17 protein-coding genes are annotated in these 20,221 nt (G+C 73.2%); 4 read left to right on the forward strand and 13 right to left on the reverse strand.

The genetic code is table 11. From position 1 onward, the window contains the following. Positions 1–129, reverse strand: coding sequence for a response regulator transcription factor (locus tag GCL84_RS19560; protein WP_268891366.1), 129 nt, complete (start codon positions 127–129; stop codon positions 1–3). 57 nt (positions 130–186) lie between these two features. On the opposite strand from GCL84_RS19560, the gene GCL84_RS31030 reads away from it, so the two are divergent. Both GCL84_RS31030 and GCL84_RS19570 read left to right on the forward strand, forming a co-directional pair. After that, on the forward strand, positions 187–366 hold the full coding sequence (locus tag GCL84_RS31030) for a hypothetical protein (protein ID WP_407924412.1): 180 nt from the start codon (positions 187–189) through the stop codon (positions 364–366). 103 nt (positions 367–469) lie between these two features. Beyond that, complete coding sequence (locus GCL84_RS19570; protein ID WP_156756967.1) at positions 470–688, forward strand: putative signal transducing protein; 219 nt, start codon at positions 470–472, stop codon at positions 686–688. Positions 689–700: 12 nt separating this feature from the next. Here the strand turns inward: GCL84_RS19570 and GCL84_RS19575 are convergent, their stop codons facing one another. The 3 genes from GCL84_RS19575 to GCL84_RS19585 form a co-directional block, all read right to left on the reverse strand. Next, complete coding sequence (locus tag GCL84_RS19575) at positions 701–1,489, reverse strand: amino acid ABC transporter ATP-binding protein (protein ID WP_156756968.1); 789 nt, start codon at positions 1,487–1,489, stop codon at positions 701–703. Continuing rightward, on the reverse strand, positions 1,486–2,964 hold the full coding sequence (locus GCL84_RS19580) for an ABC transporter substrate-binding protein/permease (RefSeq protein WP_156756969.1): 1,479 nt from the start codon (positions 2,962–2,964) through the stop codon (positions 1,486–1,488). The genes GCL84_RS19575 and GCL84_RS19580 overlap by 4 nt, the downstream gene beginning before the upstream one ends. 89 nt (positions 2,965–3,053) lie before the next feature. Then, positions 3,054–3,830 carry a GIDE domain-containing protein gene (locus tag GCL84_RS19585; protein WP_156756970.1) on the reverse strand — a complete coding sequence of 259 codons (777 nt, stop codon included), beginning with the start codon at positions 3,828–3,830 and terminating at the stop codon, positions 3,054–3,056. A 138-nt stretch (positions 3,831–3,968) separates the two neighbouring features. On the opposite strand from GCL84_RS19585, the gene GCL84_RS19590 reads away from it, so the two are divergent. Next, positions 3,969–4,766 carry an SGNH/GDSL hydrolase family protein gene (locus GCL84_RS19590; RefSeq protein WP_156756971.1) on the forward strand — a complete coding sequence of 266 codons (798 nt, stop codon included), beginning with the start codon at positions 3,969–3,971 and terminating at the stop codon, positions 4,764–4,766. 83 nt (positions 4,767–4,849) lie between these two features. Here the strand turns inward: GCL84_RS19590 and GCL84_RS19595 are convergent, their stop codons facing one another. The 4 genes from GCL84_RS19595 to GCL84_RS19610 all read right to left on the reverse strand — a co-directional run bounded on the left by GCL84_RS19595 (position 4,850) and on the right by GCL84_RS19610 (position 8,691). Beyond that, on the reverse strand, positions 4,850–5,893 hold the full coding sequence (locus GCL84_RS19595) for a nuclear transport factor 2 family protein (RefSeq protein WP_156756972.1): 1,044 nt from the start codon (positions 5,891–5,893) through the stop codon (positions 4,850–4,852). Positions 5,894–6,016: 123 nt separating this feature from the next. Next, on the reverse strand, positions 6,017–6,634 hold the full coding sequence (locus GCL84_RS19600) for a DUF998 domain-containing protein (protein ID WP_156756973.1): 618 nt from the start codon (positions 6,632–6,634) through the stop codon (positions 6,017–6,019). Between the two features lie 133 nt (positions 6,635–6,767). Further along, a complete protein-coding gene (locus tag GCL84_RS19605; protein WP_207710094.1) occupies positions 6,768–7,115 on the reverse strand; it encodes an STAS domain-containing protein in 348 nt (115 codons plus the stop codon). Between the two features lie 454 nt (positions 7,116–7,569). Next, positions 7,570–8,691, reverse strand: a complete 1,122-nt coding sequence (locus GCL84_RS19610; RefSeq protein ID WP_156756974.1) for a hypothetical protein — start codon at positions 8,689–8,691, stop codon at positions 7,570–7,572. A 353-nt stretch (positions 8,692–9,044) separates the two neighbouring features. Here GCL84_RS19610 and GCL84_RS19615 point away from each other — a divergent pair, with 353 nt between their 5' ends. Beyond that, positions 9,045–14,513, forward strand: a complete 5,469-nt coding sequence (locus tag GCL84_RS19615; RefSeq protein ID WP_156756975.1) for an ATP-binding protein — start codon at positions 9,045–9,047, stop codon at positions 14,511–14,513. Positions 14,514–14,609: 96 nt separating this feature from the next. On the opposite strand, the gene pip is transcribed toward GCL84_RS19615, so the two are convergent. The 5 genes from pip to paaZ all read right to left on the reverse strand — a co-directional run bounded on the left by pip (position 14,610) and on the right by paaZ (position 20,156). After that, positions 14,610–15,566, reverse strand: coding sequence for a prolyl aminopeptidase (gene pip / locus GCL84_RS19620; protein ID WP_156756976.1), 957 nt, complete (start codon positions 15,564–15,566; stop codon positions 14,610–14,612). Continuing rightward, positions 15,559–16,776 (reverse strand): PP2C family protein-serine/threonine phosphatase, encoded by a 1,218-nt coding sequence (locus GCL84_RS19625; protein WP_235926459.1) that lies wholly within the window; start codon positions 16,774–16,776, stop codon positions 15,559–15,561. The genes pip and GCL84_RS19625 overlap by 8 nt, the downstream gene beginning before the upstream one ends. Further along, positions 16,773–17,582: an alpha/beta fold hydrolase gene (locus GCL84_RS19630; RefSeq protein ID WP_235926461.1), complete on the reverse strand. Its 810-nt coding sequence runs from the start codon at positions 17,580–17,582 to the stop codon at positions 16,773–16,775. Before GCL84_RS19630 ends, GCL84_RS19625 begins: the two co-directional genes overlap by 4 nt. A 38-nt stretch (positions 17,583–17,620) precedes the next feature. Continuing rightward, on the reverse strand, positions 17,621–18,019 hold the full coding sequence (locus GCL84_RS19635; protein WP_156756977.1) for a DUF11 domain-containing protein: 399 nt from the start codon (positions 18,017–18,019) through the stop codon (positions 17,621–17,623). 97 nt (positions 18,020–18,116) lie between these two features. Then, complete coding sequence (paaZ, locus tag GCL84_RS19640) at positions 18,117–20,156, reverse strand: phenylacetic acid degradation bifunctional protein PaaZ (protein WP_235926468.1); 2,040 nt, start codon at positions 20,154–20,156, stop codon at positions 18,117–18,119. Positions 20,157–20,221: the final 65 nt, after the last annotated feature.

Raw genomic sequence — 20,221 nt, forward strand, 5'->3', positions numbered from 1 at the left:
CTACGGGACGATGCCGTGCTCCCAGGCCCAAGCGGCGATCTCGACGCGGTTGCGCAGCGACAGCTTGTCCTGGATGCGGCTGAGGTGGGTCTTGATGGTGCCCAGTGACAGGAACATGTCCCTGGCCACCTCCTGGCCTGGGAGGCGGCCCTGATCGCCACGTGCGCGATCGTCCCCGGCCTGCTGCTGGGCATCGGCTACGGCGCCCTCGTCGCGCGGGCCTTCCCCCAGTTCGAGGTCGCCGTCCCGCTCGGTCAGCTCGCACTGGTCGCGCTCGGCGCCCTCGCCCTGGCCCAGCTCGCCTCGGTCCTGCCCGCCCGCCGCGCCGCCACGACCTCGCCGCTGATCGCCCTGGCGGCGGCGTGAACGGGCCCGACCGCGACCGCGGCGGGCGGCGGCACCCCTCCGGGCGCGCGCCGGATCTCGCTATCCTGGCCCCATCGGGCACGACCGAACCGGCGAGGTGCACATGCGCGAGCTCATCAGGTCCAACAACGCAGTCCTCCTGTCCTTCGCGGCCTCACTCCTGGCCGAGGCGGGCATCGACCACCACCTGGCCCACTCCCACGACGCCATGCTCGAGGGCTCCATCGGCGTGGTCCAGCAACGCCTCCTGGTCGCCCCCGACCGCTACGACGAGGCGCACAAGCTGCTGGTGGACGCGGAAGCGATCGAGACCCCCGTCTGATCGCCCCGGTCCTCAGCCGGGGCCCAGGACCCGGGTGAGGAAGCGGCGCGTGCGCTCCTCCCGCGGGTCGCCGATGACCTGGGCGCTGGACCCCCGTTCGACGATCACCCCGCCGTCGAGGAAGAGCACCTGGTCGGCCACCTGCTCGGCGAACCGGATCTCGTGGGTAACGACCACCATGGTCCAGCCGGTCGCGGCCAGGTCCTTGATGACGGCCAGCACCTCGCCGACCAGCTCCGGGTCCAGCGCCGAGGTCGGCTCGTCGAACAGCACGACCCGGGGCTTGAGGGCCAGGGCCCTGGCGATGCCGACGCGCTGCTGCTGGCCGCCGGAGAGCTGGGCGGGGTAGGCGTCTGCGCGGTCGGCGAGGCCCACCTGGTCCAGCAGCGCCTTGGCGTCGGCGACGGCCTCCTCCCGGGGGCGGCCCTGGGCGATGACGGGACCCTCGATGACGTTCCCCAGCACCGTGCGGTGCGGGAACAGGTTGTGGGACTGGAAGACCATCCCGCTCTGCGCGCGCAGCCGGACGCCCTCCCGGCGGCCCGCCCTGCCCGCGGGCAGGCGGGCGAAGTCGACCTCGACGTCGTCGATGCGGATGATGCCGCTGTCCGGGGTCTCCAGGGCGTTGAGCGAGCGCAGGACGGTGGTCTTGCCCGATCCCGAGGGGCCCAGCAGGACCGTCGAGGTGCCGCGCGGGGTCTCGAAGTCGACGCCGCGCAGGACCGGGGTGTCGCCGAAGGCCTTCTCCAGGCCCCGGACCTCGATGCGGGGCGCGGCGGGGTGCTCGGTGGTGTCGGTCATGAGGTCACGTACCTGCTCAGTCTGGTCTCCAGTCGTTTCTGCGCGGCGGACAGGCCGACGCAGATGATCCAGTAGTACAGCCCGGCGAAGGCGTACAGGGCGAGGAACTCGTTGCTCTCGGCCGCGGCGAGCTGCGACTCCCGGAACAGCTCGGTCAGCAGCACCACCGAGCCCAGGGAGGTGTCCTTGAGCAGGGAGATCAGCGTGTTGGACAGCGGCGGCACCGCCGTGCGCGCCGCCTGGGGCAGCACGATCCGGCGCAGCGTCAGCGGGTAGTCGAGGCCGATCGCCGCCGCCGCCTCGAACTGCCCCTTGGGCACCGACAGGATCGCCGAGCGGACCACCTCGGCGGCGTAGCCCGCCACGTTGAGGCTGAAGGCGATCAGCGCCGCGGCGAACGGCGAGAACTTGAGCCCGAGCTGCGGCAGCCCGTAGAAGACGATGAAGAGCTGCAACAGCAGCGGTGTGCCCCGGATGAGCGAGATGAACGCCCTGGCCAGCCCGGAGAGGACCCGGTGGTTGGAGATGCGGGCGAGCGCGACGAACAGCGCGAGCGTGAGCCCGATGGCGAAACTCAGCGCCGTCAGCGGGATGGTCACCTTGACCAGCCCGACGAACATCGGCCACGCCGTGGCGCCCACGACCTCCCACGTGCCGCGCTGGCCGCGCCCCCCGGACAGGTCCGCGTCGCCGCCGCCGGGCACCGACACGTCGGCCTGGAAGTACCGCTGGGAGATCTCGCGCAGCGTCCCGTCGGCCTTGAGCGCGCTGATCGCCCGGTTGGCCTGCTCGCGCAGCGCCTGGTCGCCCTCGCGGAACGCCAGCGCCTGCTCGCTGGTCTCCTGGCCCGCGTCCCCGGCGATCTCGACCTCGGTCGACCCGGTGCTGGCCAGGTAGTCCAGGACGGCGATGTTGTCGTTGACGATCGCGTCGACCCGGCCCTGGGCCAGCAGCGCCGCCGCCTGCGCGAACCCCTCGACCGCCTCGACCCGCGCCCCGGCGTCGCGGGCCACCCCCGCCCAGTTGCTGGTGCTCGACTGCGCCGTGGTCCTGCCCCTGATGTCGGCCAGGGACTTGATGCTCTCATCACCCGTGCGGCGCACCACCACACCGCGCGAGTAGGTGTAGGTGTCCGACATCCCGTACCTGGCCTGGCGCTCGTCGTTGACCGAGACCTGGTTGGCGATGAGGTCGACCCGGCCCGCGTCCAGCGCGGGGAAGACCGCGTCCCACTGCGTCTCGACGAACTCCAGCCGCCACCCGGCCTTCTCGGCGATCGCCTCGACCACCTCGATGTCGTACCCGGTGAGCTCCTGGGTCCGCGGGTCGTGGAACGAGAACGGGGGATAGGTGCCCTCCGTGCCGACCCGGACCACGGGCCGCCCACTGTCCTGTCCGGACGCGGGCCCCGCCGTCGCGGGCAAGGTCAGCGCGAGCAGCAAGAACAACACCACGCCCCTGAGCACGTGCCGCATCGACCACTCCCTCGACCTCGTCCCGCGGGCGGGGCCCCGCCACCGTGCAGCGGAGGATAAGGCCATCACCCGATCGGCGTCCGGTGACGTCAGAGGAGCAGCAGTGCCAACAGCAGCGCGGCGCCCGCGCCCATCAGGGCGTACCCCTGCCACTGCTGCGCCTGGACCGCCTTGTTGCGGCTCCGCGCGGTCTCCCGGACGGCCCACTCCGGTTTCGTCGAGATGAGGAACGGGCCGCCGTCGAGGGGCCTGCCGATCTCGACCGTGCCCGCGCGCAGGTCGTGGGCCTCGCTGTGGACGAAGACGCGCTCGCCCGCGCGCAGCGCGTGCTCGGTGGTGACCAGCGCGGTGGTGACCTCGCGGTCGACGAGGCGGTCCAGCAGCGACTCGGGCTCGTCGTCGACCCGCTCGGTGTCGCTGAAGACCTCCTCGGCCCCGCTCACCTCGGCCCCGTCGGGCCGGACCGTCAGGACGCCGGTCCCGTCGACCAGGGTGAAGGGGGCGCGGCTCCAGTTCTGGCCGACGACGCGACTGCCGGGGACCCGTTCGCCGTTGACCACCGTGTAGTAGCGCTCGACGGTCTCCACGCGCCACCAGACGCACTCGACCCGGCCCCTCGACGTGGTCAGCGGACCATCCGCGCCTGCCTCGACCGCCCCGGCCACCCCGACCCGGCGGCGGAAGCGGCCCTCGCCCGCGACCTCGACGCTGCCCTGGCGCAGCGCCTCGACCTCCTCGACGGTCCATGTCTCGGTCCCCGCGACGGGCTCGGCCGACGGGTCGCTCCCGTGGGACTCCCGCAGCTTGGTCCACCCGAAGATCCCGCAGCCGACCGCGACGAGGAGCAAGAGCGTTTCGATGGTCACCGTGCCGACCTTTCGTGGTTCTCCGCGGCGTTCCGGGTCACCCTAGGGGCTGAATGGCGTGAGACAGGGGCTTACAGGGCTTCCTGACGGCGATCAGCGATCGGAAGATGAGGGCCCATGTAACTCACGGAGGCACCCATGAGCTTGTTCCGCCCTGCCCTGCGCGCCGTGGTCGTGGCCGCGGCGGCCGTCTGCGCGGTCGGTTTGACCTCTCTGCCCGCGTCCGCTGCCGCGGGCAAGTACGTCGCGCTCGGCGATTCCTACGCTTCCGGGACCGGGGCGGGCAGCTACGGCAGCAGCGGCGCCTGCAAGCGCAGCGCCAAGTCGTACGCCCAACTGTGGGCCAACGCCAACAGCCCCTCGGCGTTCTCCTTCGTGGCCTGCTCGGGCGCGGTCACCGGCGACGTGCTCGACAAGCAGGTCTCGGCCGTGACCGCCGACGCCGCGCTGGTCACCGTCTCGGTCGGCGGCAACGACGCCGGGTTCGCCGACGTGATGATCACCTGCAACACCAGCTCCAACTCGACCTGCGTCGCCCGCAACGACCAGGCCCAGGCCTTCGCCCGCTCGACCCTGCCGGGCCGGTTGGACGCGGTGTACAGCGGCATCCGCGACCGCGCGCCCTCGGCGAAGGTCGTCGTGCTCGGCTACCCGCACATCTACAAGATCGGCGGGAACTGCTCCATCGGCCTCAGCGAGACCAAGCGGGCGGCGATCAACAAGTCCGCCGACGTGCTCGCCTCGGTGATCTCGGCCCGCGCCGCCGCCCACGGGTTCACCTTCGTCGACGGCCGCGCGGCGTTCTCCGGCCACGAGATCTGCGCCTCCGGCGCCCGCTGGATCAACAGCGTCACCTTCCCGATCGACGAGTCCTACCACCCCAACGCCGCGGGCCACAACGGCGGCTACTACACCGCGCTCGAGCGCGTGGCCTAGAGGATGTCGCGTTCCCGGGGCGTCTCGCTCGCCCCGGGAACGCCGCGGGGCGAGCTGGGACCGGGCTCGACAGCGCGTCCGGCTCAGATGACGACCACGCGCAGGTTGTGCACGCACCACGGACCGTCGTAGTTGGTCACCCAGAGGTTGCCCGACGGGCCGTTGATCTGCTGGCCCTTCGCGGTGCCCTTGAGGTAGAGCTGGAACGAGCTGTCCCCGGAGGAGACGCCCTCCTGCGCGGCGTCGATCGACAGGCTGGGCTGGTAGCCGATGATCTCGTCGAGCTTGTCGCGGGTGAGGATCGATTCGTCGCAGAGCTGCGTGGCGGCCTTGGCGCCGTCACCGGCGTTGAGGCTGTCGAGGAACGTGCTCATCTCCGCCAGCGCCTCCGGGGCGACCGCGCGGCCACCCGCGGTGGGCGTGCCGTTGGTGCTCGCGGGGGTGCTCCTGGTCGACGGGCTGCCCGCGGTCGACTGCGGGGAGCGGACCCGCTCGATCTTCTGCCAGCACCACTCGCCGCCCTCCTTGACCAGGGTGAGCTCGTCCTCCTCGGTGCCCCGGCTCGTGGTGACCTCGACGGTCGCGACGACCTCGTCGGCGGACTCCTCGGTGTCGAGCAGCTTGGCGCCCTTGACCGCCGAGACGCTGCGGATCGCGCTGGCCACCCGCGAGTGGGCGTCCGCGCACTCCAGTTCCTTGAGCGCGTCGCCGTCCGCCTCGTCCAACCCCGCGACCAGCGCCTCCACCGCCTTCTCCGAGCCGTTGCCCGGGGTGGTCGACGAGGTGGGCGCGGGAGCCGGGGCGCCGCCGCCGTTGTCGTCGCCGAGGAAGAACCCGGGCGCGACGAACCCGGTGAACCCGAGCACGCCCAGCAGCAGCACCACACCCGCCACCGCGATGACAGGCCCGGTCTTGCTCTTCTTGGGCGGTGGCGCGCCGAACCCGCCCCCGTACCCGGGCTGCGGCTGGCCGCCGTAGGGAGGCTGACCACCGTAGGGCGGCTGGCCGCCGTACGGTGGCTGGCCCGGGTGAGGCTGTTGCCCGCCGTACGGCGGTTGACCCCCGTAGGGCTGCTGACCCCCGTATGGTTGCTGTCCGCCGTCGTGCGGCTGCTGCGGGTATGTCATGTGCGCTCCCCGTTGGTCTTCGGTCTCCGCTCCGACGAAACGGACACCGTTCGCGTTCCCTGCAGTATCCGTCCCATGAGCACAGTCGACCGGACAGGGGGTCCCGCGCCACCCGATCCCGCCTCAGCCCTCCAGGTCGGCCAGGACCGCCTCGCCCTTGGTCAGCCAGGCCAGGCCGAACGCGAGGATCGCCGCGGTCTCCAGCCACAGCGCGGGCCGCAGCGCCTCGGCGAGGCCGAGCAGGGCGCAGAGCGCGATCAGCACCAGGCTCGCGACGATCACCAGACCGCACGCCAGGTAGACGCCGTTGCGGGCCCGCTTGCGCGGGGTGGGGGCGGTGTCGTCGGACCGGCGGAACAGCACCAGGCAGAAGAAGGCCAGCGCCAGGAAGAAGACGCCCGCGAAGACCAGGTGCAACACCCCGAACACCCGTTCGGTCCCGTCCGCGTCCGCGGGCGCGGTGGGGAACAGCGCCACCCCGATGGCGGCCACGGCCGCGACGTTGCCCACGACCTCGTCCACCCGGTCGTAGCCCCGGTAGGAGATCAGGAAGACCCCGACCGCGCACATGGCACCGACGAAGACGTCCCGCAGCGAACCGTGGTAGTAGCCGCTGATGGAGCCGGCCAACCCGCCATCGGCGAGCAGGCCCCCGACGATGAGCACCACCGGCAACAGCAACCCGATGACGCCGATCGCCCGGCGCAGGAAGAGGTAGGAGTGAACGAGGGTGCCCCGCATGGTCGCCTCCCGGGTCCGCGACGTTGTGCCGTCAAGCGAACCACAGGGGGTGCCGCGGTGTCAGGGTGAATCGGCAGGGTGAGGCCGATCGCCGCGCCGTCGGCGCTGGCGGTCCACTATGGACCAGGGGGTGTCAGGCGTTGGCCCGGGCGGGGGAGCTGTCCAGCACCGCGAAGACCTGGTTGAGCGCGGTCAGCTCGATCGCCCGGCGGGGCGCGCCGCCCCTGGGGGCCACCACGGCGTACTCGATGCCGGTCTGCTCGCAGCGCTGCGCCGCCGCGGTCAGCGCCGCCAAGCCCGCCGAGGCGAAGAACGCGCACTCGCCGAGGTCGATCACCAGGCGCGCGGTGTGCTCCGCCAGCGCGTCGCCGATGGCGGCGCGCAGGGCGGGGGCGTTGGACATGTCGACCTCGCCGCGCACGCGCACCAGGATGTCGGGTGCCGCGTCGACGACGGCGATGTCGGCCAGGTTTGCGGTCACCGGTTCCTCCAGCGGGGGCGAGATGGAGCCGGCGGCTGCTGTTCACCGCCTGCGATGGGATCACGTTACCGATTTACCGGCGTGAGCGCAGCGCTCCGGCCGGGTGACCCCCGGCCAGGCTATGTGGGGATCGGCGACACGGTGGGTTCGGATCGGCGGTCAGGTCGGGTCCGACCACGGCGGCCGGGGCCCCGGCAGGCACCGCCCCGTCGAGGCCTGCCCGCGCCGGTGACCCGACGCCCGCCGGCACGATGGCCGGGCCCGGGGCCGCGCCGAGCCGCGCGCCCGCCTCGGCGGCAGGGTGTCGGGGTGCTCGGCGATCCACTGTGGAACCCGATCGCGGCCCGGTCAGGAGTACGGGCGCGGACGGGGGGCCGGGTTGGCGTGCCAGTCTGGTGTGGACGCCGTGCTCGTCGTCAGCTCCGTCAGGGGTTCACGTCAAGCCGGTGCGCGCCTACCGGTTCAGCACCGGGATCGTGCGCAGCGAGGGCTCGTTGGCCCGCATGAGCCACGGCTGGGTCCTCTCCTCCGGGGTGTCCCGATCGGGTTGCACCACGCCGAGCGTCAGCGCGGGCACCCCCGGGACCCCGGCCGCGACGGCGCCGCCGCTGGGCGTCCCGGCGGTCCACAGGACGCCGGTGTCGGCGATGTTGGCGATGACGTCCGGGTTGGGCAGGGGGAACTGGACCAGCGCCAGGCCGCCGGGCAGTTGGGCCAGGCCCGCCACCGCGCGGCCGGGCTCCCAGGGGAACAGGGTGAACGGCGCCTGGGTCCACCGCGAGGCCGAGCGCAGGCCAGCCACGGCCTGGCGGTACCACGGCCCCAGGACCAGCATCGGCGCCGCCAGCGCCCCGCAGACGAGCAGCAGCCCGCCCGCGACCAGCCCCGCGATCGCGAGCGGCGCGATGCTCAGCAGGACCAGCGCGGCGCCCAGGGCGGTGGGGACGGCGGGCCACAGCCACGCGCGCGTGCCCCACCGGAACACGTCGAACGCCTGCGCCACGGCGGTGTCGTCCAGCGGCCGTTCGGAGGAACGCGGCTCCCGTTCGCGCGGGCGGGCCTCGGCGTCGTCGACCCGGGCCCGGAAGAGCTGGCACAGGCCCGGCGCCCGCAGCACCACCCGGCCCGCCTCGTCCGGTCCGACCAGGAACACCTCTTGCCGGTCGAGCACGAGACCCAGCGCGTCGGTCAGCACGCCGCGCACGACCAGCGTGCCCGAGTCGTCGAAGACGATCAGCCGCTCGAACGCCGAAGCCCGCTCCGGCGGGGCCGCGACGGTCGCCGGGCGGCGGCGCCACGGGCCGCACAGCAGCCCCCGGCGCGTCATCCGCCGGTCCGCGCGGGAGACCAGGGACGCGACGGCGCAGATCAGGGCCAGCAGTCCCAGGAGCGCCGCGGCCACCACGTTGCCCGCCGCGCCGGGCAGGAACAGGGCGGTGCCGAGGCCCGCCGGGACGAGCACGGCAAGGGCGGCGCGGCCGACCCGGCCCGCGGCGCGCGACTCGGCGAGGATCAGCGCGGTGGACCAGTCCTCGGCCGCGGGCACGTCGGTCCGGGGCTCCAGGTAACGTCGCATAAGACCCCCTCGACGCGCAGGATAGCGGGCGCCGTCCCGTCGTCGTGGGATGTGGGAGCGGGGTGGTCAGATCATCAGCCTGTCGTGGCGGGCGCGCTGGTTCCCGCCGCTGATAACACAGTTACGGTCGCCGGTGGGCGCGGCGTCCCAAGTGGCCTGATGCTGACAGGTGTTCACCTTCGTGTGACACGGGGTTTTCCCGACCGGTGGCTGTTTGTCGATCTTCGCGTGTTCTGGCCTCCGGCAAGCCGCGGGACCACTACACTCCCGTCCTGGCAAACACCCGTCGCACAGCGGAACCGACCGACAGGCGATCGAGACCGGCTTGTGCCCTGGAAAGGGAGCCCTGGTCAGTGTTCAGGCGCATCGTCATCGTCAACCGTGGTGAGGCTGCGATGCGGCTGATCAACGCCGCTCGGGAGCTCGCCGCGGAGACCGGCACGCGGATCGAGACCGTCGCGTTGCACACCGACGTCGACCGGACGGCCACCTTCGTCCGCGAGGCCGACTTCGCCTACGACCTGGGCCCGGCCGCCGCGCGCCCCTACCTCGACCTGGCGGTGCTCGAGCGCGCGCTGGTCGAGACCGGGGCCGACGCGGCCTGGGTCGGATGGGGCTTCGTCGCCGAGGACCCGGCGTTCGCCGAGCTGTGCGAGAAGGTCGGCGTGACCTTCGTCGGACCGAGCCCGGACGCCATGCGCAGGCTCGGCGACAAGATCGGCGCCAAGCTCATCGCCGAAGAGGTCGGCGTCCCGGTCGCACCGTGGAGCCGGGGCGCGGTCGAGACCCTGGACGCGGCGGTCGCGGCGGCCAACGAGATCGGCTACCCGCTGATGCTCAAGGCCACCGCGGGCGGCGGCGGGCGCGGCATCCGGGTGGTCACCACCGACGCCGAGCTGGTCGAGGCCTACGAGCGCACCAGCCAGGAGGCGGCCAGGGCCTTCGGCAGCGGCGTGGTCTTCCTGGAGCGCCTGATCACCGGGGCCCGGCACGTCGAGGTCCAGGTCATCGCCGACGGCCAGGGCGCCGCGTGGGCGCTGGGCGTGCGCGACTGCTCCGTGCAGCGGCGCAACCAGAAGATCATCGAGGAGTCGGCCTCGCCGGTGCTGCGCGCCGAGCAGGCCGCCGAGCTCAAGGCCTCCGCCGAGCGGCTGGCCATCGCGGTCGGCTACCGCGGCGCGGCGACCGTCGAGTTCCTCTACCACCCCGGCGACCAGGTCTTCGCCTTCCTCGAGGTCAACACCCGGCTGCAGGTCGAGCACCCGATCACCGAGGCCACCACCGGGTTCGACCTGGTCAAGGCCCAGCTTCGGGTGGCGGCCGGGCACCAGCTCACCGGCGGGCCGCCGGTCGAGCGCGGCCACGCCGTCGAGGCCAGGCTCAACGCCGAGGACCCCGACCGCGACTTCGCCCCCGCCCCCGGCCGCATCGCCCGGCTCGACCTGCCCGCCGGGCCCGGTGTCCGGGTCGACACCGGCGTCGGCGAGGGCGACACCATCCCGGCCGACTTCGACTCGATGATCGCCAAGGTCATCGCGCACGGCCGCGACCGCGCCGAGGCGCTGGGCAGGCTGCGCCGCGCCGTCGCCCAGACCACCGTCATCATCGAGGGCGGGGCGACCAACAAGAGCTTCGTGCTCGATCTGCTCGACCGGCCCGAGGTGGTCGACGGCAGCGCCGACACCGGCTGGATCGACCGGGTGCGCGGCGAGGGCGACCTGGTCTCGCACCAGCACTCCGCGGTCGCCCTGGCCGCCGCCGCCATCGAGGGCTACGAGGAGGGCGAGCGCGTCGAGCGGCAGCGGCTGCTGTCCACCGCCTTCGGCGGGCGCCCGCAGGTGCAGCACGACAGCGGCAGGCCGCTGGACCTCAAGCTGCGCGGCGCCACCCACCGGGTGCGGGTCGCCCGCGTCGGCCCGGACCGCTTCCGGGTCGTCCTCGGGTCCGACGCCGACGCGCTCAGCGCCGACGTCGAGCTGGACCGCTTCGACGCGCACACCGGCCAGATCGTGGTCAACGGCAGGCGCCACCGGCTGCTGACCAGCACGCACGGCCCGACCCACCTGGTCGAGGTCGACGGGGTCGCGCACCGGGTCAGCCGCGACGAGGGCGGCGTCGTCCGCTCGCCCGCGCCCGCGCTGGTCGTGGCCACCCCGCTGGAGGTCGGCGACGAGGTCGAGGCCGGGGCGCCGGTCCTGGTGCTGGAGAGCATGAAGATGGAGACGGTGCTGCGCGCGCCGTTCGCCGCGCGGCTCAAGGAGCGCGCGGTGTCCGTCGGCAGCCAGGTCGAGACGGGCCAGCCGCTGCTGCGCCTGGAGCTGATCGTCGACGACGCCCAGGGGCAGGCCGACACCGCGGGCGACCCCGGGGCGGTCGAGCTGGACCTGCCCGCCGCCCCGCGCGGCATCCCGTCGCAGTTGCGCGCCGCGCGCGGCCAGGAGGACCTGCGCGGCCTGCTGCTGGGCTTCGACGTCGACCCGCACGACGAGCGCCGGGTGCTGGCCGACTACCTCGAGGCCCGCCGCGACGCCACCGAGGACGGCGACCGGCCGCTGGCCGCCGAGGCCGCCCTGTTCGACGTGTTCGCCGACCTGGCCGCGCTCAGCCGCAACCGGCCCGCGGGCACCGACCCCGCCGACACCGGCAGCGACCGCGAGTACTTCCACACCTACCTGCAGAGCCTCGACGTCGAGCGGGCCGGACTGCCCGAGTCGTTCCTGGACAAGCTCGGCACCGCGCTGGGCCACTACGGCGTGGACGACCTCGAGCGCACCCCGCCGCTGGAGGCCGCGGTGTTCCGGGTCTTCCTCGCCCAGCAGCGCGCCGCGGCCGACGCCGCGATCGTCACCACGCTGCTGCGCGCCTGGCTGGCCGAGCCGCCGCCGCAGCAGGCCCAGCGCGAGCTGGTCGGCCGGGTGCTCGAACGGCTGATCTCCACCACCCAGGTCCGCTTCCCGGCCATCGCCGACCTGGCCCGCACCGTCGTCTTCTCCTGGTTCGCCCGGCCGCTGCTGCGCCGCGCCCGCGCCCGGGTGTACGCCGACGTGCGCGCCCACCTGCGCCACCTCGACGCGAACCCGGACGCCGCGGACCGCGCCGAGCGGGTCGCCGCCATGGTCGGCAGCACCGAGCCGCTGGTCCGGCTGCTCGGCCAGCGGCTGGTGCACGCCGACCTGGACAACACGGTCATGCTCGAGGTCCTGACCCGCCGCTACTACGGCAACAAGGGCCTCACCGGCGTCCGCACCGCCGAGGTCGACGGCGGCTCGTTCGTCGTCGCCGAGCGCGGCGGCTCGTGGTTGGCCTCGGCCGCGGTGCGGTTCGAGGCGCTGGGCGACACGCTGCGCGGACTCGCCCGGCTGGCTGCCGGCGCCGGGGCCGTCGAGGTCGTCGAGGCCGACATCTACCTGGCCTGGGAGGGACAGCCCGAGGGCTCCGAGGACGCGGCCGCCGCGCTGCGCGAGGTCGTCGCCGCGCACCCGCTGCCCGACCGCGTCCGCAGGCTCACCACCACGGTCGCGGGCCGCGGCGGCGCGGTCATGCACCACCACTTCACCTTCCGGCAGTCGGACTCCGGGATGGTCGAGGAGCGGCTGATCCGCGGCCTGCACCCGCACATCGCCCAGCGGATGCAGCTCGAGCGGCTCAACCGGTTCGACCTGACCCGCCTGCCGTCGGTGGACGAGGAGGTGTACCTGTTCCGCTGCGTGGCGCGGGAGAACCCGGCCGACGACCGGCTCGTGGCCTTCGCCCAGGTGCGCGACCTGACCGCGCTGCGCGAGCGGGACGGCAGGTTGGTCGCGCTGCCGACCGCCGAGGACACCGTCGCCGCCTGCCTGGACTCGATCCGCCGCGCCCAGGCCCTGCTGCCGCGGCGCGACCGGGTCAGCACCAACCGGATCGTCGTCTACGTCTGGCCGCCCAGCGAGCTGACCCGCGACGAGCTGCGGATGATCGCCGGGCGCGTGCTGCCCACGACCGCGGGCGCCGGGCTCGAGGAGATCCTGTTCATCGCCCGCCAGCGCGACGAGACCACCGGCGAGCTGGTCAAGACGAGCGTCCGGGTGTCGTTCGACGTCACCGGCGGCGCGCAGCTCACCTTCGACGAGCCCGTCGACGAGCCGGTCGAGCCGGTCGACGAGTACCGGCGGAAGGTGCTGCGCGCGGGCAGCCGCGGCACGGTCTACCCCTACGAGCTGACCGGCCTGCTCGGCGAGTTCACCGAGCACGACCTCGACGCCGACCACGCCCTGGTCCCGGTCGACCGGCCCAAGGGCCGCAACACCGCGGCGATCGTGGCGGGCGTGGTCACCACCGCCACCGCCCGCCACCCGCAGGGCGTGACCAGGGTCGTGCTGCTCGGCGACCCGACCAAGGCGCTCGGCGCGCTGTCGGAGCCCGAGTGCCGCCGGGTGATCGGCGCGCTCGACCTCGCCGAGCGGATGGGCGTGCCGCTGGAGTGGTACGCGCTGTCCGCGGGCGCCCGGATCTCCATGGAGTCGGGCACGGAGAACATGGACTGGGTCGCCGCCGCCCTCAAGCGGATCGTCGAGTTCACCCAGGACGGCGGCGAGATCAACATCGTGGTCGCGGGCATCACCGTCGGCGCGCAGCCGTACTGGAACGCCGAGGCCACGATGCTCATGCACACCAAGGGCGTGCTGGTGATGACCCCGGACTCGGCCATGGTGCTGACCGGCAAGCAGTCGCTGGACTTCTCCGGCGGGGTCTCGGCCGAGGACAACTTCGGCATCGGCGGCTACGACCGGGTGATGGGCCCCAACGGCCAGGCCCAGTACTGGGCGCCGAACCTCGTCGCCGCGCGGGACGTGCTCATGTCGCACTACGAGCACACCTACACCGCCCCCGGCGAGACCGGCCCGCGCCGCACCACCACCACCGACCCGGTCGACCGCGACGTGTCCGACTTCCCGCACGCCGTGGTCGGCAGCGACTTCCGCACGGTCGGCGAGATCTTCTCCGCCGAGGCCAACCCGGACCGCAAGAAGCCCTTCGACATCCGCACCGTCATGCGCGCCATCGCCGACATCGACCACCCCGTGCTGGAGCGCTGGGCGGGCATGGCCGACGCGGAGACCGCGGTGGTGCAGGACGCCCACCTCGGCGGCATCCCGGTGTGCCTGCTCGGCATCGAGTCCCGCTCGGTGCCCCGTCGCGGCTTCCCGCCCACCGACGGCCCCGACACCTACACCGCGGGCACCCTGTTCCCGCGCTCGTCGAAGAAGGCCGCGCGGGCGATCAACGCCGCCTCCGGCAACCGGCCGCTGGTCGTGCTGGCCAACCTGTCTGGCTTCGACGGCTCCCCGGAGTCGATGCGCAAGCTGCAACTGGAGTACGGCGCGGAGATCGGCCGCGCCATCGTCAACTTCAAGGGCCCCATCGTCTTCACCGTCATCTCCCGCTACCACGGCGGCGCGTTCGTGGTCTTCTCCAAGGCCCTCAACCCCACCATGACCGTCCTCGCCCTGGAGGGCTCCTTCGCCTCGGTCCTGGGCGGGGCCCCGGCCGCGGCGGTCGTGTTCTCCGGCGACGTCAACGCCCGCACGGCCGCCGACCCCCGGGTCCAGGACCTGCAGACCCGCTCCGCCGCGGCCACCGGCCCGGCCCGCGAGGCGCTCGTCGCGGAACTGGCCGAACTGCGCTCCTCGGTCCGCGCCGAGAAGATCAGCGAGGTGGCCGCCGAGTTCGACCGGGTCCACAGCATCCACCGCGCGGTCGAGGTCGGCTCGGTCGACGCCGTCATCAGCGCCGCCGAACTGCGCCCGCGGGTCATCGCCGCCATCGAGGCCCGCCTGGTGTGATCGCATGGCCCGGCCCGGTCGACCGGGCCGGGCCATGTCTCTGGAACGGCTAACAACTATCCACTATCAAGATATCAACGTTGGGCTGAATGGGGACTACCTGACCGCAAACCCCGCGAAAGCAGCCCGGATAACGGCCCGCATCGAGTCGCTGGCGGCGTGGCCGGAGTCCTCGACGATGTGCAGCCGTGCGCCTGGCCACGCCTTCGCCAGCTCCCACGCGGTGTGCACGGGGCTGCCCATGTCGTGGCGGCCGTGGACGAGGACGGCGGGGATGCCCGCGAGCTTGTGGGCGTCGCGCAGCAGTTGGTCCTCCTCCAGCCAGGCGCCGTTGCTGAAGTAGTGGGAGCAGATCCGCACGAAGGCGATCCGGGCGTCCACCTCGCGGGCGCTGTACATGCCCGGCTTGCCGTTGGGCTCGTCGGCGATGATCGCGTCCTCCCAGGTCAGCCAGGCGGTGGCGGCCCGCTCGCGGACGGCGCGGTCCGGGTTCTCCATCAGCCGCGAGTACGCCGCCACCAGGTCGTCGCGCTCGTCCTCGGGGACGCCCTCGCGGAAGCGGTCCAGGGCCTCGGGGTAGAACCGGCCCGCGCCCCCGCAGAGCCAGTCGATCTCGGACCGGCGGGTCGTGGTGACGGCTGGAATGATCATCTCGGTGACCCGGTGGGGGTGTCGCTGGGCGTAGGCCAGGCTCAGCGTCGACCCCCACGAGCCGCCGGTCAGCAGCCACTTGTCGATGCCCAGGTGCGCGCGCAGCCGCTCCATGTCGTCGATCAGATGCTGGGTGGTGTTGCGGCTCATGTCCGCCGCCGGGTCGCTGGCGTGCGGGGTGCTCCGGCCGCAGTTGCGCTGGTCGAACAGGATGACGCGGTAGTGCTCGGGGTCCCAGAGGCGCGCGGGACCCTGTCGCGCACCCGATCCCGGGCCGCCGTGGACGGACAGGACGGGCTTGCCGTCGGGGTTGCCGAGCTGCTCGTAGTACACGCGGTTGCCGTCACCGGTGTCGAGGTGGCCGTGGTCGTAAGCGGTCGTCGGCGGGTAGAGGTCAACCATGATCGGCGATCATAGGGATGCTGAAGGCCAGGAGCGCGGTGTCGTCGTCGACCCCCTGGCCGAACTCGCGGAGGAGTTCGGCCAGCGCGTCCGTCACCGCCTGGGCGGAGGTCGGCGCCATGGCCTCGAGGTGCGCCTGCAACTGCTCCTCGCTGAACCGGGTGGTCAGCTCCGAGCGGGCCTCGATGAGGCCGTCGGTGTAGAGCAGGAGGGTGTCGCCGGGGGACAGGCGCGTGCGCACGGTGGTGAAGCGGGCGTCGGGGAGGGCGCCGACGAGCATGCCGCCGGGGGTCTCGAGGACATCGAGGGCGCCGTTCGCGCGGATGACCAGGGCGGGTGGGTGGCCGCCGCTGGCCAGGACGACCTCGCAGCCGGTGGCGTCCGGTGTGAGCAGGCCCTGGATGACGGTGCAGAAGTGTTTGATCACGCCCCGGTGCTCGTGGTTGAGGACGGTGTTGAGGGCGTTGAGCACCGCGGCGGGCGCCGGGTCGTAGACGGCGGCGGCGCGCAGGGTGTACCGGGTCAGGGAGGTCACGACCGCCGCGCCCGCTCCCTTGCCGGAGACGTCGCCGAGGAAGAAGGCCCAGGTGTCGCCGGTCAGCGGGAACAGGTCGTAGAAGTCGCCGCCCACCTGGTCGGCCGAGGCCGGGTGGTAGTAGCCCGCGACCCGCATCCCCGGCACGTCGGGCAGTTTCGGGGGCAGCAGGGTCTGCTGCAGGGTGCTGGCGAGCCGTTGGAGGCGGTCGCGGTCGCGCTCGGCGGCCTGGCGGGCGCGCAGCAGCTCCTCCTCGTAGGAGCGCCGGTCGCTGGCGTCGAAGATCGTGGTTCGGATCAGCTTGGCCTGCCCGTCGCCACCGGTCTTGACCTTGGAGGTGACCAGGACGGGCAGCCGCCGCCCGTCCGCCGCGCGCAGCTCCAGCGCGATGCCGCCGATCTCGCCCTGCAGGCGCAGCAGCGGGGCGAAGTGGGTCTCGTGGTACATCCGCCCGCCCACTGTCAGCAGGTCGGTGAACCGCCGCTTGCCGACGAGCTCGTCGCGCTGGTAGCCGAGCCAGTCGAGGAGGGTGGCGTTGACCTTGGCGATCGTGCCGTCGAGCAGCGTCGACAGGTAACCGCAGGGCGCGTTGTCGTAGAGGTCCTCGGCGCTGTCCTCCAGCAGCGCCGAGAAGTCCTGACCGGGATCGTCGCGGGCGCTGCGCGCACCCGTCACAGGGCGCCCGCGAAGGCCGAGATCGCCTCGGCGACGGCCTCGGGCGCGCTCAGCTGCGGGCAGTGGCCGGTGGTGTCGAGCGTGATCAGCGTGCTGCCCGGGATCTGCTCGTGGGTGTACCGGCCGACCTCGGGCGGGGCGATCGCGTCCTGCGCGCTGTCGACGACCAGGGCGGGCACGGTGACCGCGGCCAGGTCGGCCCGGTTGTCGGACAGGAAGGTGGCGCGCGCGAACACCCGGGCGATCTCCGGGTCGGTCCGGCAGAAGCTGTTCGCCAGCTCCTCGCCCAGCTCCGGCCGGTCCGGGTTGCCCATGATCACCGGGGCCATGGTCGCCGCCCAGCCCAGGTAGTTCGACTCCAGCGAGGCCAGCAGCTCGTCGATGTCGTCGCGGCTGAACCCACCCCGGTAGCCGTCGTCGTCGAGGTAGCGGGGTGAGGGGGCCAGCAGGACGAGCCCGGCGAACCGGTCGGGTTCGCGGTTGACGGCGAGGACGCCGATCATCGCGCTGACCGAGTGGCCCACCAGGACCACCTCGCGCAGGTCCAGCTCCCGGCACAGCAGCAGGACGTCCTCGGCGTAGGCGTCCAGGCTCGCGTACCGCCGCGCCGACCAGACCGACCGGTCCGACTTGCCCGCGCCGGTGTGGTCGAACAGCACCACCCGGAACCGCTCAGCCAGCTTGGGGACCACGAGCCGCCACAGGTGCTGGTCGCACCCGAAACCATGCGCGAGCAGCAGCGTGGGCCCGTCCGCACGTCCGGTGACCACGACGTTGTTCCTGCGCTGCACGTCCACCTGGACCATCCTGCCATCCGTGTCGATGGCTCGGCACCGCGCGGACCTCACCCCGCGACCGGCGCCACCTCGGCCGTCGAGGTCGCCGTGTTGTTCGTGGTGTCGACCTCGGCGCCTGCCACCGAGATGGCCGTGCGCGCCGAGATCGGGCCCGAGAGGCGCCGGTCGACGGTGACCTCGATCCGCACCGGCGGGTAGGACTCGCCCGCGGACAGGGGTTGCTTGGACATGCACGACACCTCGTGCCCGGTGATCGAGCAGCTCCACCCCTGTCCCGCCGCCGAGCGGGCGGTCAGGCCCGCGGGCAGGAAGTGCTCGACGGCGACCAGCCTCTCCGACGGCCCGAAACCCGGCTCGACGGTGACGACCACCGTGTACGCGCCGGTCCCGCCCGCGACCCACGGCCCGTCGTTGCTCACACACACCGTCAGGTCGGCGTCTGACATCCCTGCTCCCATGGTCCGGTCGGGGACCGCGCCCCCGATCACCCCTCCATGATCGCCGACCACCGCCCAACCGCGCCCCCACCCCCCACAACAGCGCTCAGACCCCCGCACCACGTGGCCACGACTTGGCCACGAGCGTCAGGACGTCGTACGTGGCCACCGGCTCGCCTGCCTGGTTCGTCACCACGGCGTCCCAGCGGACCTCGCCGTGGTCGGCGTTGGCGCGGGGGGTGATCTGCTTGACGGTCAGGGCCACCGCGATGGTGTCGTCCACTTTGACGGGGGTGCGGAAGCGCAGGTCGTCCACGCCGAAGTTGGCCAGGACCGGGCCGGGGGCTGGATCGACGAACAGCCCCGCGGCCAGGGAGACGACCAGGTAGCCGTGGGCGACTATGCCGCCGAAGAGGGGGTTCTCGGCGGCTGCCCGCGGGTCTGTGTGGGCGTAGAAGGTGTCGCCGGTGAAGTCCGCGAAGTGGGCGATGTCGGCGCGGGTCACCCGGCGCGGGGCGGACGTGGTGGAGTCGCCGACGCGGAGGTCGGTCAGGCTCTTGCGGAAGGGGTGGGTGTCTTCGACGCGGCGGTGGGAGCCGGGGGTCCAGCGGCCGGTGATGGCGGTGAGCATGTCCGGGGAGCCCTGGACGGCGGTGCGCTGCATCAGGTGGAGCACGCCGCGGACGCCGCCGAGCTCCTCGCCGCCGCCCGCGCGGCCGGGGCCGCCGTGCACCAGGACGGGCAGGGGGCTGCCGTGGCCGGTGGACTCGGCCGCCGCGGTGCGGTCGAGGACCAGGACGCGGCCGTGCCAGGGGGCGAGTCCGATCGTGACCGCGCGGGCGACCTGGGGGTCGTGGGTGACCAGGGAGCCGACCAGGCTGCCCCTGCCGCGCGCGGCCAGGGCGATGGCGTCGTCCAGCGACGAGTAGGTCAGCACGGTGCTGACCGGGCCGAACGGCTCCACGTCGTGCGGCTCGGGGGCGCCCGCGGCGGCCTCGAGCAGGATCGGGGACAGGAACGCGCCCCGCTCGGCGTCGGCGTCGAGCACGGTGACCCGCTCGGGGTCGCCGAAGACGACCTCGGCGGACCCGCGCAGCGCCGCGACGGCCTCGCGGACCTCCCGGCGCTGGTCCAGGCTCGCCAGCGGGCCCATGTCGACGTCCTCGACGGCCGGGTCGCCGACGGTGACCTCCGCCAGGCGGGCGGTCAGCGCGTCGACCACGGCGCCGGACAGGGCCTCGGGGACGATGGCGCGGCGGATGGCGGTGCACTTCTGGCCCGCCTTGACCGTCATCTCGGTGACGACGCCGGTGACGAACAGGTCGAACTCCGGGTCGTCCGGGGTGACGTCGGGACCCAGGATGGAGCAGTTCAGCGAGTCCGCCTCGACGCCGAGCCGGGTGCCGCCGCGCACCACGGACGGGTGGGCGCGCAGGACGCCCGCGGTGTGCGCGGAGCCGGTGAAGCCGACGAAGTCCTGCTCGCCCAGCTCGTCGAGCAGGCCGCGCGGGCTGCCGGACAGCAGTTGCAGGGCGCCCTCGGGCAGGACGCCGGACTCGATGACCCGCCGGACCACGGCCTCGGTCAGGTAGGCCGTCTGCGCCGCGGGCTTGACGATGCTGGGCAGGCCCGCGAGGAAGGCCGGGGCCAGCTTCTCCAGCATCCCCCACACGGGGAAGTTGAACGCGTTGATCTGCACGGCCACCCCGGGGCGCGAGGTGTGGAGGTGCTGGCCGAGGAAGGTGCCGCCCCGGCCGAGCCGCTCCACGCCGCCGTCGAGGACGATCGTGTCGTCGGGCAGCTCGCGGACGCCCTTGCCCGCGTAGCTGAACAGGGTGCCGAAACCGCCGTCGATGTCCACGCCCGAGTCGCGGCGGGTGGCGCCGGTGCGGGCGGACAGCGCGTAGAAGCCCTCCTTCTCGGCCATCAGCAGCTTGGCCAGCTCCTTGAGCATGGCAGCGCGCTGGTGGAACGTCAGATCGCGCACCGCGGGGCCGCCGACGGTCCGGGCGTGGTCGACCATCGCGCGCAGGTCGAGGCCGCGGCTGGACAGCCGGGCGACCTCCGCCCCGGTGACCGCGTCGGGCAGCGGCTCGCCGTCGTCGTCCGCGCGGAACCAGCGGCCCGCGGCGTAGCTCTCCAGCAGTGCGCTCACCGGTCGGCGTCCTCTCCCCGTGCGGCGTGGGGACCGCGAGACGTTGCGCGGACCCC

It is taken from the genome of Actinokineospora pegani, from assembly GCF_009745975.1.
Classification (GTDB): domain Bacteria; phylum Actinomycetota; class Actinomycetes; order Mycobacteriales; family Pseudonocardiaceae; genus Actinokineospora; species Actinokineospora pegani.